This is a genomic window from Aerosakkonema sp. BLCC-F183, from assembly GCF_041929145.1.
In the GTDB taxonomy this organism is placed as follows: domain Bacteria; phylum Cyanobacteriota; class Cyanobacteriia; order Cyanobacteriales; family Aerosakkonemataceae; genus Aerosakkonema.
On sequence record NZ_JBHFNU010000023.1, the window covers coordinates 55,315 to 70,327 of the forward strand.

Consider the following 15,013-nt stretch of genomic DNA (forward strand, 5'->3'; position numbering starts at 1 on the left):
AATCTAAAATTCCGATGAGTTTGCCTATCCATCCCATCATGGAGCAAAGTTTTGCGGTAATTGACCGCGAAATCGGCTCCCACAACTTTAATCCGGCTGAATACGCGATCGTGCGGCGGGTAATCCACAGCACGGCTGACTTTGAGTTCAAGCATCTCATCCGCTTCAGTCCGGGAGCAATTGCAGGGGGAATTGCCGCTATCCACAATCGCGTGCCGATCGTTACAGATGTCGGGATGGTCAAACAAGGGATTGCCGGGTTGGTGGCGCAAACCTTTGGCAACCTTGTTATTAGTGCGGTGGAAAAGGCAGAGGAAGCTCTGCCGGGAAAAACCCGCACGGAAACGGGTTTGCTGCAATGCCGGCAGGAATTTCCAGAAGCGATTTTTGTAATTGGAAATGCGCCGACGGCTTTATTGGCTCTTTGTACTGAGTTGCGATCGACATCGATACAACCAGCTTTGGTAATTGGAGCCCCCGTCGGCTTCATCTCCGTGGTAGAGTCAAAAGCGGCACTTGCTAGTTCTCCCGTTCCTCAAATTTGCGTAGAGGGTCGTAAGGGCGGCTCGACTGTTGCCGCCGCCATCCTGAATGCTTTAATCGTATTAGCTTGGGAGCAAGACAGCAGAGGAATTGAAAATTTTCAATTGCAGATTTCAGATTGAAACGGGAGAGCCAAAAAATCCAAAATCCAAAATCTAAAATCTAAAATCTAAAATCCAAATGACGGTGCATATTGTCGGAATTGGCTTGGATGGAGCAACTGGATTAACAGATGCGGTACGACAAATTGTAGATCGGGCGACGGTGCTGGTGGGAAGCGATCGCCACCTCAGTTATTTTCCCGATCATTGGGCCGATCGCATCCCATTGGGCGATTTTACGGTCACAATTCGTCAAATTCGCCAGCGCCTGTCTACTGATGAAGTTATTGTAGTTTTGGTTACAGGCGATCCTTTATTTTTTGGTTTGGGGCGTCTGCTGCTGATGGAACTTCCCTCAGAGGTGCTGATTTTTCATCCTCATCTCAGTTCTATTCAATTAGCTTTCAATCGCATTAAAGTTCCTTGGCAAGATGCGATCGCCATCAGCGTTCACGGACGCGCTTTTGACGAGCTTATCCTGGCGTTGCAGCAAGGTGCAGACAAAATTGCGGTGCTGACGGATGATTCTCACAGTCCTAGTGCGATCGCTCGTCTTTTGCTATCTTTAGATTTACCCAGCCAATCCGAATTTTGGATCTGCGAAAATTTGGGCGGTGCTGATGAACGAGTGCGGTGTTTGCCGATCGCAGATGTGCTGGAGGAAACATTTGCACCGCTGAATGTGGTGGTTTTACTTCGTCAAAAGGAATTAACTGCCGGACAATTGAATTTACAAAGCTTACCGATGCTGGGATTGCCGGACTCTAGTTTTGCCAGTTTTAGCGATCGTCCGGGGTTGATGACCAAGCGAGAAATTCGCATTCTCATTTTAGCAGAACTAGCATTACAACCGGGGCAAACAGTTTGGGATGTAGGAGCGGGTACTGGCTCTGTATCGATTGAGATTGCTCGCTTATTTCCCACTTCTTCAGTATATGCTATTGAAAAGACATCTGCTGGCACCGCGCTTATTGAAGAAAATTGTCGCCGGTTTCAAGTCAGCAATGTCATTTCTATCCACGGCAAAGCTCCCGATATTTTGTATCGCTTAGCACAGCCCGATCGCATTTTTATTGGTGGTAGTGGCGGTAATTTAATTGAAATTTTGGGTATTTGCGGGGGTCAACTAAATCCAGGTGGAGTTTTGGTGTTGGCTTTAGCTACTATAGAACATTTGAATATGGCTGTCAAGTGGCTGAGCGAGACTGGTTGGAATTACCAGTTATTGCAAGTGCAGCTATCGCGATCGGTGTCTGTAGGATCTTTGACTCGGTTTGCGCCTTTAAATCCCGTCACGATTATAACGGCTAGGAAGAAATGAAGTATTCTATAATTCTATCCAAGCGTTCGACGCCGCGTTGGTACTTGGTGCGATCGGTTTAACCCACGAACGATCGACAATCAACTATTAACCATCAAACTTTCCCAGAAACCTACTTCTATTACCGAAGCAGCTTTTCCACCTCCTGCTTCTAAATGTTGGCGATAATTTTGCAATAATTCCTGCATTTTCTGAGTGCGATATTGAGGAGATATTTGTTTTAAAGCTTGTCGCCAGTGACTATCTGTGGGTGGTTTACCAAAACCAGCTAAATATTTGGCTTCTTTTACCAGTTTATCCAATTCTGCACCAGAAAATCCCTTGCTATTTTCTACTAAAAATGTTACTATATTTGCAGGTATAGGTGGCAGTTTGTAGGCAGCAGCGCGTTTGAAAAGAATTTCCCGACGTTCTTCTGTATTGGGTGGCATAATAATAAAAATTTCGTCAAATCTGCCAGCGCGAAATAGTTCGGCTGGTAGTGCTATTCTATTATTAGAAGTAGCGATAAAAAAGATAGGGTATTGATGTTCGTTGAGCCAAGATAGAAAAGTGCCGAATTGTCTGGTATCGCCACCTATTCCAGCAAAGGCTTTTTCGATTTCATCCATAAATAGAATATTGGGTGCGGAAGCTTCGATCGCTCTTAATGCTTGGAAGGTGTTACTTTCTGATTCGCCTACCCATTTTGACTGCAATCGAGATATTTCAAAGTAGATTTGGGGAACGCGCCATTGTTGTGCGATCGCTCTAGCAATGAAAGTTTTTCCACAGCCGGGATATCCTTCCAATAGTATAGCACGCGGTCGCATTTGTGGGTGAACATCTTGCGCGAACCATTGTTGGCGAGTTCCGATCCAATCTTTAATATTTTGCAATCCGCCTACTTCATTTAATCCCTGTCCTTGCGGGTCGAAATATTCCAAAACTCCTGTTTTGCGAATTTCTTGTTTCTTCACTTCTAAGATTAATTCTCCCGCTTGACTGGGATATTCCCAAAGATTTCTGGTAGTAATTAATTTAGCAGTTTGGCTAGCAGCTTGCAATGGCATTCCTTGTGCTTGTTTTGCGAGGCGTCTGGCTTCTTCATCGGGGAGATTATATTTGGAAACGGCGACTCTAAATACATCTTGATATAATTCTTCACCGCTGGGAAGCGGTAAGTCTAAAATGTGAATGCTGTTGCGGAGAATAGGGGGAATTTGCCAATCGGAACCGATGACAATTAAACTCATTCTAGGGCGGGGTCTTTTTTGGTCGATCGCTATAATTAATTCTTTCAATTGTCGCGCTAAAAGATGAGTATTTGACTGGACAAAAATTGACCAATCTGGTAATATATATGTATGTTGTTGGGCAGAATTTTCGATCGCTTGTTTTTCTAATCTTTCTGCTAAGAAATTAAGGGCGTGCTGGATGGGATCGGTTTTAGTTGGGAGGGGAGAAGAGATGATTTCCCAAACAGCTTTTCCCGGTTCTCCGGTACGTTTTTGGAAACCATTATTGCTGCTCCATCTGGCTAATTCGCCATCGGGGATATCAGCGGAATAGGTGAGGGATTGATGAGATGCGATCGCGCAATTTACTGCTCTCGTTTCTTCGGCGGAACGGAGGAAAATTAGAGGATATTGGGAACGGAGTAAGTCTTCTAATTCTTGTTGGCATTTTTGATAAGGAAGTGGGATTTGCATAAAAGTAAAAAGATTTATTTTTTACAGCAGATCAAGACAGATATAATTATAATTTTAACTTTCCTTCCTCTTCCTCCCCCTCCCCGTAGACGGGGAGGGGGTCGGGGGGTGGGGTTTTCTTATGCTAAAATTCGGCTTGATTGATATCACTTTCATAAGATATACTGGGAGATGATTTAGGTGGATAATCAAAAATGTCGCTAGGTTTAGCATTAGGGGGAATTGGAGTTGGGGGAGGGGTCATCGCATCTGGGGGTAAATCGAGTGCGATCGCGCTATATTTCCTTCCTTCTTTGATATCGCCAATCCATTCATCGATCAATTTTTTTAACTGCGCGTCTTCAATTTGATAGATACCTTGTTCTTGGAGATGTTGGCGCAAAAGAGATTGGTGTTTTTCTAAGCGAAAATAGTCTTCAGGATAGTCTTCGTGAGTACCTGTCAGGGTGACAGATAATCGGATTTCTCGATTGGGAATTTTGATAACGGCGACGTATTCGGGCATTTTTTATGAATTTAAGTTGCGAAAAGATGAATCTTTCAATTGGTTGCTCCACCATATAAATGGTATCATCGTTACTAACCCTAAGATTAGGATACTTCCCAGAATGGGTAAGCGCTCTGGTAAGGGGAGAGCAATATAATCAAAAGTATCTAAGCGGTAAGGTTTTGGCTCGGATTTAACATTTCTTAAACCGCGATATGGTGAGTTTACCGATACGGTAACTTGATAATTACCGCTGCGACGCGCACCAGGTTGTTTATATTCGATTTCATATTCGCGCAAAGTGCTTAAAAATTTTCGCAAATCATCTGCTACCGCCTTAGCATTGGCGGGAAAAGCGTTTATTCCGCGAGTCGCATCCGCAATTTGTTTTAAGCGAGGTTCATCTACAATATAACTATCGATATTACTACGACATTTTTTCAAATTCTCGACAGTAAGTTCATTATCCCTGAGAGGACATCCAATGCGATCGCGTAATTCCTTCAACTTCTCCCCATATCCCATCGTGTGAACTGTCACTTTTGGGTATTGTCGAAAAACTTCAAGTAGGCGATCGAATCTTTCTGACTCATCGCGGCGATCGTTCGTCACATCATACCCATCTGAAAGTAAAATAACAGCTAATCTCGGTGGCGGTGACTTATCATTTTTATCTTGCTGGAGATTTCCCAAATACTTGACAGCTTCCCCCAACGGATCGTATATATTAGTCCAAGCACAAACATCAACTTCAGCTAATTTATCTAATTTTTGGATTAAATCGGGACTCCAAGACGGATGGAAATTTTCATCTATAACACTTGCATTAACTGGAAAGCTATTCTGACATCCCTCCCCAAAAGGAACTAGAGAGATCCGCACATCCCACTTATCTCCACTAACTTCATTAATAAATTCTCGCACCCCACCTACCGCACCATCCAACTTTTTAATTCCCGCCGAATCTTTATTTTTCATACTCCCACTCATATCCAACAGCATCACCAACTTAGCGGGGTCAGGTTTAGATTGTTCGGAGGAAAGTAAAGTTATTTCTGATGGATTTAATCTGACAGGTTCTCCTTTTCCGTTAGTAGTATTAATTATAAAATTATTTTTATTCAAACCTTCGATCGGAACTCTTTCGTTATCCAAAACCTTCACCCTTAAAGTAACCGTATCTGCTTTGGTTGTAACGCGATATATACAGATGTTATTATCTGATGTATTTTCACAGCGATTATTATCTAATTCTACTTTAGAACATCCCAGCGGTATTATTCCCAACAAAGTCGAAAGGGCAATTATTTTCAATTTGTTCATGGTTCATTATTCATGGTTAAATTCTCAGATCCCCGACTTCTTCAGATCCCCGACTTTTTTAAGAAGTCGGGGATCTACATCTACCTCAGATCCCCGACTTTTTCAAGAAGTCCGAGATCTACATCTACCTCAGATCCCCGACTTCTTCAAGAAGTCGGGGATCTATATATACATCTACTCTATTCCGTTTTAACGGACTTTCGCTATGACGCAGGGATTTTAACCCCTGGCGGGTCATTCGCCAAAGCCATTTCAAATATTTCTCCATTATATCTGTGTTCATCTGTCTTCATCTGTGGTAAAAAAAATCCCCATCTCCCACCCCTAAGCCTGCGGATCGAGAAACTTGTTATAAAATACAAATCGATAATATTTATCACTATTATTTTTATGGTAAAATGTCAATATCTGATTGTGTCTTAAAGTGACTTTCCCACCTTTGGAAAGGGGCGATCGCTGCACCTGAACTGCGCCTTCCACATTGCATTTCAGCACAAAATTTCTCCCTTCTATTTGCAAAGTAGCAGATTTTTTGGGTAAATTAGGGATACAGATATCCGCATCATCTCTAGAACCAATAACAATAGGATTTTTAATTTCAAATGGTAATTGAATAGATAAACCTTCCTCGATTACAATCCCATTGTTTCTTGTGTTATTATTTTCATCATTATCTTCATCCTCATCGTCATCGTCATCCTCAAAATTTCTATCCATCGTCACAAATCTAAGTTGACTATTTTTTAATAGAGCTTTTTCCCTATTCCCACCATACTTAGGATCGATCGCCTCAAAACCCTCCCCCGCCCTCAAAGCAGCTAAATAACTGGGAGAAGTAGCAAAACTCAACAACAAACCCAGAGAAAATCCCAAAATAGAAAATCCTGCCGGATCTTCATATCCACCTAATTCTATTCGATCGCGAATTAATTCCACAATCCCCGCCGCCACTACACCCGCACCCAAACCAAACCAAGTTGACTTCCAAATTCGTTGTTTCGCCTTATCGGTACCGCCTTCAATACTGCGAAACCGCCAGCTAAATCCCTCACCCACCCCAGTAAACAAACCAATAATACTCCAGACGATAACCCTAACCATCCAATCTGGTGCTGGTGTTTGGTAGAGAATGAAATTAAAGATAGCAGCTGCTAAACCCGCACCCACACCCGTCAGCAACGCACTCCAAAAATAAGGCGGTAATACTCGGAAATTAGCTTTATGGCGAGTGGGATTACTGGAAAAAATTTCAGCAATTACAATGGCGACGGCGAGAGAAGCGGCGACAAAAGGAAGGATGATAAAGTCCGCTTTTATGGGGAGAGTTTCATCGATGGGGGATCTCAAAAAATCGAGGACAAATTGGCTGATTCCCCAACCAAATAGGGTGGAGAAAATGCCGGATATGGTGAAGAGGAAATATCTCATCATAAACCTAACTTTTTCGCCTCATCATTAACACAATCCCTAAATTTTCCTGGTTGATTTTTACAGTTAGAAAGTGGTTGCCTAATTTCATAATAATTTTTGTGAGTTTCTTGGAAATTTTTTAGTAAATATTTAAGAACGAATTCTACCTGAACATCGATGTATTCTTGTTCTATTTTTGGATTTGGTAAAAATGTATCCTTTATATAATTGTATGTTTTGCTATCTCTAATATTTTTTTTATCTTCCTTTGTTTTCTTAGATTTAAGAGCTTCGATATTCTTTATTTCTTGTTCTAGCACTAGAGCCAGAATTTTTCTATTTTTTTCTAGACTTTGTTTGAATGTATCACCATATCTGTATGAATCATCTTCTATCACTTTTTGAGATGATAAGGCTGCATCTAGTGATGGTAATTTCAATTCTATTTTATTAGCATTAGATATCGTAATAATTATAATTATTATAATAAATGAAATGCTAATTAGATTCATTATCACTAAAGGGTTTATTTTCGATTTTTTGCTGGTTTTTTTTGAAACATCAAGCAATTTATTTACAAGTACACGATTGGATTTTCTATTTACATCTTGAGGAACAGATTTTTGACTTAGATGATAAAATAGAGCCGACAATGTAGGCTCGACCGACCTAAGCAGTTTAGCTATACTCCTAAATTCCGGTTTTTTTTGTTTTTCCTTGTCATTTTTCCATTCTTCTAAGGCACTAAATACTTTGGTAAAGAAAATATCCTCATTTGTTTTTATTTGATCGGTTTGATTATTAGCAATTTTTTCTAGTTTTTGTAGCAGTTTATTGCTGTAATCTTTGAAATTAATTTTCCACAGGCTATCCTTTTCTTGAATCAGCAACCACTTAATACTTCGATCGTATTGTTTATTACTATTTGTTAACTCAACTAGGCATCTTGAAATACCTCTATGGATAAAATTGACAAATTGTTCGTGATTAATAGGACGACTTTTAATAAAATTTCCAAGTATTTTTTGCGATTCAATAGAATTTTTTTGATATTTTTTGTTCTTGCTTACCCATGATAACCATTCCCATAATCGATCGGGAACTAAGATTGGCTCTAAAGCTTTATATCTAACTAATTCAACAGGTATGTTATTTTGGGTTTCCCCATCTTTAACACTAAATATTTTCTCCCATTCGTATTCACCAGATAAACATTCGACTACACCTTTAGCGGTTTCGGGAGAAGGGTTTTGAGCAAATTCATCCAGAATTCCTCTAACTCGCTCTGGAGCGTTATTTTCCGATTGTATTTTTTCTTGAGGTGTTTCATCTAACAGAAAAAGTGATTTTTCCGCTGCGGCTCCAGCCTTTTCAATGTCTGTCTTTATAGCCTGTACAGCTGATTTATCGGCACAATGAATAGCAATAAATCGTTGTGGATGTTCTAGACGACGCACGTTGGCCGCCCAATAAATAGGACGCTTATTGTAGTTAGCCTGTAAAGCGAGAGAATGAATTTCTTCGTAATTAATATCTGCACTATTTCTACTTTCTTCCCAAACTAGCAGAGTTTGACCTAATTTATCAACCTGATAAATTAGGTCAAGCCCAATGTTTTGATGACAGGCGCTTTTGTTAAAAGTTACATAGAATCGATCGTAATAAAAATTTATTTTTTCAGCTTTTTTAGCGTTAGGATTCATTTGGAAACAAGGTTTTTTATTTTCAATCCACCACTCTAGTAGAGTGCGAACTCCATCTAATTTTCTACTTTCATTTTCTATATCTGATGGCTCGCGTGATATTGAATTTATTGCTTTTATCTGTGATTTGATCAGCCAAAAATATCGGTATCCAGTTGGATAACGCGCTTTGTCATCTCTCTCCCTAGTTGCTACTGCCAAGACAGAGTATTCTTTGAATTCCCTAGCAATTAGGGCTTTATCACCCGGGTTAGGAGCATAACCATTTTTAATTTTAAAGTAACCTTGAGCAACAGCCCTTTGAATTTCTTCCGGCACTGAGTAACTTTCTTGGGCAATTAGTTCGGCATATCCTCCTGACACCCACTGACCGTCTATTTCTCGTCGGTGAAAGCCTCTTGAAAACTCATAAATTTTGAATTTATTGTCGCTTGTATAGGGGTAATCGATTGACATTTGTCCGTACACCATATTTCCTTAAATTCCTAAATTTCTCGCAATTGGCGGTTATCTTTACCAGTATGCAGCCAGTAAATCGGCGCAACTAAACCAAAGGGTTTCCAGAAGTCTTTTCTATTAATTACTCCATAGGTTCCCCCGCGATCACTTTTCACTTCTCTAACATTTGCTTCCGGCGGATCATTCATCATCCCAAATGCCGAACAAGTGAAATAATTAATTGCACAATTTTTAGATTGGCACCAGTCTTGCAAAATAGCTTTGGTTTTAGGAAAGTTGAGGTCTGTAAAAGTAACTAGGTTGTCTCTACGAACCCAAACATCATCTTGTTCGCCCTTGGAAAATACTACCGCTATTCTGGTTAATTTCATATTATTGCGGTTGTTAGCCCAACGAAGGTTGAGTTCCTTCAACAAAATTTTTAGGGTTTCAGCATAATCTTTGTCTAATCTGGATGTACCATCAATTAACAACATTAAACCGGAAGCTTTGGCGCAGTCATCTAAGTATTGATTAAGGATAGGCTTTTGAGGAGCAAGAAGTTCTCTTAATTCTGAGAATAGCTCTCCCGGATATTCTCTACAAGCTACAGTGAGCTTGATGGGTTTCTTTAATATCCAAGCTAGCGGATGGGCAAAAAGCTTCGCTTTTAGATTAACGTAAAAGTTATACAGTGGTGGGAGCCGATCGGGATTCTCACTATCATATAGATCGCTGGCTGGTGTAGGCCGTCCATCTTCCAGAAAGTCTTGGGCTTTGTCAATCAATTTCTGTGAAGCTTGGCCAAAAGCTTCAACTGACAAAATAGGCCCATCATAATAATCTGTCCTTTTCCAGCAGTAGACTAAGGCTGCTAAAAATGTGGTTTTGCCAGCACCTCGATCCCCGATCATACGGATTTCCATATTGCCTTGCAGATTCAGAGGCAACTTAAAGGCATTCATTCTGCAACTCCTGACCTGTAGTTAGCCAATAAAGCGGTGCAATAACACCATAGGGCTGCCATCGCTGATAATCTTGGAGAACGCAACGATACTCGGCTGGAGTACCATCATTATCATTAATATACCGATTAGGGCGCGGGTCGCGATCGCCCATCACACCAAAAGATGAACACGCAAAGAATCTTAACCTCTCGTTTGGTATCAGCCTTCTTTTTAACAAACTGTAGGTGCTTGGCAATCGGACTTTGAACAGGTCTTCCTCGGGTTCGAGGCGTCCTGTCCAAATTTCTCCTCTTTCGCACTTGGTCATCACAACTGCGATCCTCAATCCTCTAATTGCTTTGTTTTTCTTTTGCCTACCATCAATTTCGTTACATAGTTTCTCAAAAATAGGTTCATAAACTTCTTTGTCCTTTCCGGGTTCCCACTCACTTAGCATTACCAGCCAGCGATCGACCCTAAAACAATCATCAAGAAAATTTTGTAACTCTTTTTTTTGATTCGTAGACAATTGTTCTTTAGTTATATCTTTAAACAAATCATTCAATCTTTCTCCAGAGTAATCTTTTATACTCAACTCTAACTTGGTGTTTTTAGGAACTCTTTTAACAGCCGTAAATTCGATATCAAATCGGTAGCTAATTTCTTCTTCAGGAGGCGTAGGCGGTACATTAATTTTTTCCTTAATAAAATTTACAACTAAATCCTTAAGTTTATCTACGGCTGCTCCGCTAGGTCTTATCTGCACACCTGAAAGCCGCTCTTTCAGAGAAATAGCCACTAAGGAAGCAAGGTAAGTCGTTTTGCCAGATGCTCGCGGTCCCATAAGACAAATTGCTGTTCCGGTCATCTTCCACCTTTCATATCTTGTGCAATGTACGCAGCTAAATAAAGCCAAGGCGTTTCTAACATACTTCGATTTTCCTTCGTAGTAATAAAGAAACTCAGCTTCGATGGCCCGTTCGCTTTGGAGTTATATTCCTGGATGAGATCCTGAGCAACAGAAAAATAAATCCGGCGAATACGTCCAATATGACCAGCCCAATCATTGTTTCCCGACGGATTAAATTGCCATCTTTCACTTTCATCTTTAAGATTACAAAATAGATCTGCTTTATTAATGCAGATTAGAATCTGCTTGACTGTTTTAGCCTCTTGGTTAAAAAACTCTAACCATAGAGCGAATCTTCTTCTCCAAGCATCAGGTTTTTGAAGGTCATCTCGATTAACTGGCTCAGTAGCAGAATTGAGCAAGCTGGTTTGAATCAAGTCCCGATGAGGATCTAAAAGCAGGATAACATATCGACTTTTGCTTACTTTTTGTTTAAGTCCCTGCCACGCTGCCTGCATTACTTTTTGTAGTTCTTTATTTTCCCACAGTTCACCAGGAGTGTCTGTCAGTTGAACATCTATATCGCCTGTTGGTCTTGGTAGCGTGACGTTCAATCTTAAAGGTTTCTCCACCGGGCTATCCGTAGGTATCATCGTACCTTCTTTATGATCAACCCAATCTTCTTTCAAACTTTCATAGTCTGGGCTGATTACTTTGACACACTGACTGCGGCTGGAGTCAGCCAACGCCAGCACCATACTTGTTTTCCCTACGGCTCGATCGCCTATCACCACCACGCTCATCCAGCACCACACCCGAAACTTGCGGCTATTTTACCACTGGTTCTCACTTTCGGTCTGTGATAATACGCACTCATCAGTTCACAAAGCCGGTTTCTCTAAGAAACCGGGTTTCTCAAATTCTCATCAACACCAACCCAGTTGCCAACAAACACAAAATTCCCATTACCCCCGCCAAAGGTTTCTCCGACAAACCTGTTATCCAAGGCGAAATTTTATCAGTATATTTAACCAATTTAGCTGTATCAATAGTAGCAATACCCCAAATCCAACCCGCGTGCAATCCCCAAGCTAAACCCAAACTACCATTATCTACTAACCGCGCCAATACCAATACCATCCCCATCAACCACAGTCCCGGTAATTGAGGTAAAGTTTCCCGACTTTCCCAAACCAAATGCAGCAAGGCAAAGATCGAACTGGAAATAATCGCTGCGATCCATATAGAATAATCCTGCTGAAGTTCGTTCAGCAGGAAACCGCGAAAAATTAACTCTTCTGTCCCGCTTACCCACAACCCTATTAGCAGGGTAGTGAGCAGAATTTGTAAGAGTTTTGCATCTTTTTCTATCTGCCAATCAACCCAGCCTAACGCCGATTGTATAGCAAATAGGATCGCAATGCCGATCGCTCCTCCCCCAAGACCCAACCCCATAGAAAATAAAATTCTAGGGTTCAGTGTCAAACCATAATTTGAGAAGGAGACCCCCTCCACCCCAGCTATTCCCCATAATAATAGAGGCGCAATTAGGTAAAGGGATGCCAATAAAGGCAACTTTTGCTTTGCCTCCAATGGTTTCGACGGATGCCATTTGAGTGCGATCGCCATAGGAATAGCTATCGGCAACCAACATATCGCCCACACTAACAAAAAAGCGATCGCCCTCAAAAGTGCTGGAGCTTCAACGACGAATAATAGCACTGCCCCAACTGTTCGCTCAAATTGGTTCATTGCCACTGCACCGCATCAATAAGGGGATTTGAAACATCAGGTTGAAAAGAAGCAATCAAACTGCCCCCTTTGCTTTGGTGTCAGTGAATCAGCGTCAAGTGCGATTGGGATTTTTATTCCTCTTCTTCGCCTTCCTCGCCTTCTTCGCCTCCTACTTTACCATTCCTCGACCCATTTTTATCTGCATCAACTTGGATCAAGTGAATGTGCTTATAGCCCAGTTTTATTTCAAATTCATCACCGGGCTTTAATCCCATTGACTCCGTATAGGTTGAGCCTATCACAATCTGACCGTTTTTATGGACGCTAACCCGATAAGTCGCTTCGCGACCGCGACCATCTTTCGATCCTTCCGGATCGAGAGGAATACCCCGCGCCGCCAACAGAGCGTCATAAAAATCTGTCAGATTAACGCGGGCCTGGTTAGTTTTCGATACCGAGTAGTACCCGCAGCGCTTTGCCGTTTCGCGCCTGGGTAAGTGGGAAAGTTCTTTTACTTTTTGAAGAAGCGCCTTTCCTGTTAGTGGTGCTGTTGCAGTTTCAGTCATCTGTTTGTGAAAACTACGCTTTTTAGCTTAGTTAATAGATTAGGGTGTCAAGTTTAGCCCTATAAAGAATATATCCTTAAATGTGGGTATTTTGGCAACTATTTCGAGCGAACTATACTCGAAATTAAATATTTTTTTGTGCTTTGGTAATTCCAGACTCGACGTTTGACCCTTGTAGTGCTTCTCGACAAAGGCGATCGAGCAGGTTTTCCCCCAAAAAGATACATCCCGTTACAAAATTTGGAGTAAATGTCTGCAAAGATGGATTTACTGCTCTCAACGAGGAGAAACAACCTCTGATTTAATGATGTCTGAATAGTTGGCAGGAGAAACAGCCGTTTTGAAGGTGGCTGAACTCTATCTACCTCACCACTCAAGTTAGGGGTTGCTCAGCTATCTAAGTAACTTTCCTCCTCTTTTAGCCAAATTTCATTACTTTTTGGGACATTTGAAAAATAAAAATCTATCTTGAAGAAGATTTACTTAAACAGATAAATCTATACTTCTAGTGTGGCTCGTAGAGGCTAATTAAAAAAAGCAGTATCCCCTTGCCAATCAAACTAAATTGTGCTGTGCTTGGCCGGAGTAGAGATGTTCGAGCTTACACTAGAAATAGTGGCACAGCTAGCTCTAGAAAAAAGGTGCTTTTGGCTACTGCGGATTTAAATATTGACATAAGGTTCCAGACAATGCAAGTTATTTTTAAAATTTTCAGGCAGAACGAGAATACTGGCCCTAGCTTTCAGACTTATCAGCTGGATGTAGAAGCGGGGAATACAATCCTAGATTGCCTGAATCGTATCAAGTGGGAACAAGATGGCAGTTTAGCGTTTCGCAAAAATTGCCGCAATACCATTTGTGGCAGTTGCGGTATGCGAATTAACGGTCGATCGGCGTTAGCTTGTAAAGAAAATGTTGGCAGCGAACTTGCTCGTCTGCAACAGGTTACCGCTACTGCGACAAATTTAGATCCGGCTGATATATTACCAGAATCGATACCAGAAATTACGATCGCACCAATGGGCAATATGCCAACGATTAAAGATTTGGTCGTCGATATGGGCAGTTTTTGGGATAACCTGGAGGCAGTCGAGCCTTACGTGAGTACTCGCGCCAGACAAATTCCAGAACGGGAATTTCTGCAAACACCGGAAGAGAGATCGCGACTCGATCGCACAGGCAATTGTATCCTTTGTGGCGCTTGTTATTCCGAATGCAATGCCCGCGAAGTCAACCCAGAATTTGTCGGGCCTCACGCTTTAGCTAAAGCTTATCGAATGGTAGCAGATTCTCGCGACGATCGAACAGAATCTCGTCTAGAAGAATACAATCAAGGTACTAAGGGGGTGTGGGGTTGCACCCGCTGTTTTTACTGCAACGCAGTATGTCCGATGGATGTAGCGCCGATGGATCGCATTGGCGAAATTAAAAATGAAATTCTCGCTCGCAAGAATGAGCAAGACAGTCGATCGATTCGCCACCGTAAAGTATTGGTAGAACTGGTTAAACAAGGTGGCTGGATTGACGAACGCAAGTTTGGTTTGCAGGTTGTCGGTAACTCTTTTAAAGATATCAAAGGACTGATTAGTTTGGGGCCTTTGGGATTGCGGATGCTGATCGCAGGCAAATTTCCCTTGGGATTTGAACCTTCTGCCGGTACTGAACAAGTGCGATCGTTAATTGAATCTGTTCGGGAACTGGAGGAGAAGAGGGGTTAGGGGTTAGGGGCTAGGGGCTAGAGCGCCAGTCCAGTAAAAAAGGTTGACAAAAGAAATAAGATGTGTATTTGTATAGAAACCTCGGCAGGGCGAAGCAAGAGGACATAAAAATTGTTGCTTCTGGCGATCGATTGTCGCCCTCTTGCTTCGCCCCTACACAATACATATTTCATTGTTTTTG

At 41.5% G+C, this 15,013-nt stretch carries 13 protein-coding genes; 3 read left to right on the forward strand and 10 right to left on the reverse strand.

The features are described from left to right. Positions 1-14 precede the first annotated feature (14 nt). Positions 15-665, forward strand: coding sequence for a cobalt-precorrin-8X methylmutase (locus tag ACE1CD_RS06545; protein WP_374822532.1), 651 nt, complete (start codon positions 15-17; stop codon positions 663-665). A 58-nt stretch (positions 666-723) separates the two neighbouring features. Next, the gene (gene cbiE, locus ACE1CD_RS06550) at positions 724-1,965 is read left to right on the forward strand and encodes a precorrin-6y C5,15-methyltransferase (decarboxylating) subunit CbiE (protein ID WP_374822535.1); all 1,242 of its coding nucleotides are present in this window, start codon (positions 724-726) and stop codon (positions 1,963-1,965) included. Between the two features lie 80 nt (positions 1,966-2,045). Here cbiE and ACE1CD_RS06555 read toward each other — a convergent pair whose 3' ends face one another. From ACE1CD_RS06555 to ACE1CD_RS06600, 10 genes are all read right to left on the reverse strand, one after another. Further along, entirely contained in the window at positions 2,046-3,656 is a 1,611-nt protein-coding gene (locus ACE1CD_RS06555; RefSeq protein WP_374822537.1) for an AAA family ATPase, read from the reverse strand. Positions 3,657-3,780: 124 nt separating this feature from the next. Beyond that, positions 3,781-4,161 carry a hypothetical protein gene (locus ACE1CD_RS06560; RefSeq protein ID WP_374822539.1) on the reverse strand — a complete coding sequence of 127 codons (381 nt, stop codon included), beginning with the start codon at positions 4,159-4,161 and terminating at the stop codon, positions 3,781-3,783. A 3-nt stretch (positions 4,162-4,164) separates the two neighbouring features. Beyond that, positions 4,165-5,466: a hypothetical protein gene (locus ACE1CD_RS06565; RefSeq protein ID WP_374822542.1), complete on the reverse strand. Its 1,302-nt coding sequence runs from the start codon at positions 5,464-5,466 to the stop codon at positions 4,165-4,167. A gap of 324 nt (positions 5,467-5,790) precedes the next feature. Beyond that, positions 5,791-6,897, reverse strand: a complete 1,107-nt coding sequence (locus ACE1CD_RS06570) for a hypothetical protein (RefSeq protein ID WP_374822544.1) — start codon at positions 6,895-6,897, stop codon at positions 5,791-5,793. Continuing rightward, on the reverse strand, positions 6,894-9,050 hold the full coding sequence (locus ACE1CD_RS06575; RefSeq protein WP_374822547.1) for a hypothetical protein: 2,157 nt from the start codon (positions 9,048-9,050) through the stop codon (positions 6,894-6,896). Before ACE1CD_RS06575 ends, ACE1CD_RS06570 begins: the two co-directional genes overlap by 4 nt. A gap of 14 nt (positions 9,051-9,064) precedes the next feature. Beyond that, positions 9,065-9,982 carry a hypothetical protein gene (locus ACE1CD_RS06580; protein WP_374822550.1) on the reverse strand — a complete coding sequence of 306 codons (918 nt, stop codon included), beginning with the start codon at positions 9,980-9,982 and terminating at the stop codon, positions 9,065-9,067. Then, positions 9,969-10,832: a hypothetical protein gene (locus ACE1CD_RS06585; protein ID WP_374822552.1), complete on the reverse strand. Its 864-nt coding sequence runs from the start codon at positions 10,830-10,832 to the stop codon at positions 9,969-9,971. The genes ACE1CD_RS06580 and ACE1CD_RS06585 overlap by 14 nt, the downstream gene beginning before the upstream one ends. Further along, a complete protein-coding gene (locus ACE1CD_RS06590; RefSeq protein ID WP_374822555.1) occupies positions 10,829-11,617 on the reverse strand; it encodes a GTPase domain-containing protein in 789 nt (262 codons plus the stop codon). The genes ACE1CD_RS06585 and ACE1CD_RS06590 overlap by 4 nt, the downstream gene beginning before the upstream one ends. A 112-nt stretch (positions 11,618-11,729) precedes the next feature. Next, on the reverse strand, positions 11,730-12,566 hold the full coding sequence (locus ACE1CD_RS06595; protein WP_374822558.1) for a lysostaphin resistance A-like protein: 837 nt from the start codon (positions 12,564-12,566) through the stop codon (positions 11,730-11,732). Positions 12,567-12,679: 113 nt separating this feature from the next. After that, a complete protein-coding gene (locus tag ACE1CD_RS06600) occupies positions 12,680-13,114 on the reverse strand; it encodes an AbrB family transcriptional regulator (RefSeq protein WP_374822561.1) in 435 nt (144 codons plus the stop codon). A gap of 689 nt (positions 13,115-13,803) precedes the next feature. Between ACE1CD_RS06600 and ACE1CD_RS06605 the strand changes: the two genes are divergently transcribed. Beyond that, positions 13,804-14,832, forward strand: coding sequence for a succinate dehydrogenase/fumarate reductase iron-sulfur subunit (locus ACE1CD_RS06605; protein ID WP_374795263.1), 1,029 nt, complete (start codon positions 13,804-13,806; stop codon positions 14,830-14,832). The last annotated feature ends 181 nt before the right edge of the window (positions 14,833-15,013 follow it).

Coding starts and splice junctions, on each gene's coding strand:
- cbiE (WP_374822535.1), top strand. CDS start 724: ATGACGGTGCATATTGTCGGAATTGGCTTGGATGGAGCAACTGGATTA.
- ACE1CD_RS06570 (WP_374822544.1), bottom strand. CDS start 6,897: ATGATGAGATATTTCCTCTTCACCATATCCGGCATTTTCTCCACCCTA.
- ACE1CD_RS06565 (WP_374822542.1), bottom strand. CDS start 5,466: ATGAACAAATTGAAAATAATTGCCCTTTCGACTTTGTTGGGAATAATA.
- ACE1CD_RS06600 (WP_374822561.1), bottom strand. CDS start 13,114: ATGACTGAAACTGCAACAGCACCACTAACAGGAAAGGCGCTTCTTCAA.
- ACE1CD_RS06575 (WP_374822547.1), bottom strand. CDS start 9,050: ATGGTGTACGGACAAATGTCAATCGATTACCCCTATACAAGCGACAAT.
- ACE1CD_RS06590 (WP_374822555.1), bottom strand. CDS start 11,617: ATGAGCGTGGTGGTGATAGGCGATCGAGCCGTAGGGAAAACAAGTATG.
- ACE1CD_RS06555 (WP_374822537.1), bottom strand. CDS start 3,656: ATGCAAATCCCACTTCCTTATCAAAAATGCCAACAAGAATTAGAAGAC.
- ACE1CD_RS06580 (WP_374822550.1), bottom strand. CDS start 9,982: ATGAATGCCTTTAAGTTGCCTCTGAATCTGCAAGGCAATATGGAAATC.
- ACE1CD_RS06585 (WP_374822552.1), bottom strand. CDS start 10,832: ATGACCGGAACAGCAATTTGTCTTATGGGACCGCGAGCATCTGGCAAA.
- ACE1CD_RS06595 (WP_374822558.1), bottom strand. CDS start 12,566: ATGAACCAATTTGAGCGAACAGTTGGGGCAGTGCTATTATTCGTCGTT.
- ACE1CD_RS06605 (WP_374795263.1), top strand. CDS start 13,804: ATGCAAGTTATTTTTAAAATTTTCAGGCAGAACGAGAATACTGGCCCT.
- ACE1CD_RS06545 (WP_374822532.1), top strand. CDS start 15: ATGAGTTTGCCTATCCATCCCATCATGGAGCAAAGTTTTGCGGTAATT.
- ACE1CD_RS06560 (WP_374822539.1), bottom strand. CDS start 4,161: ATGCCCGAATACGTCGCCGTTATCAAAATTCCCAATCGAGAAATCCGA.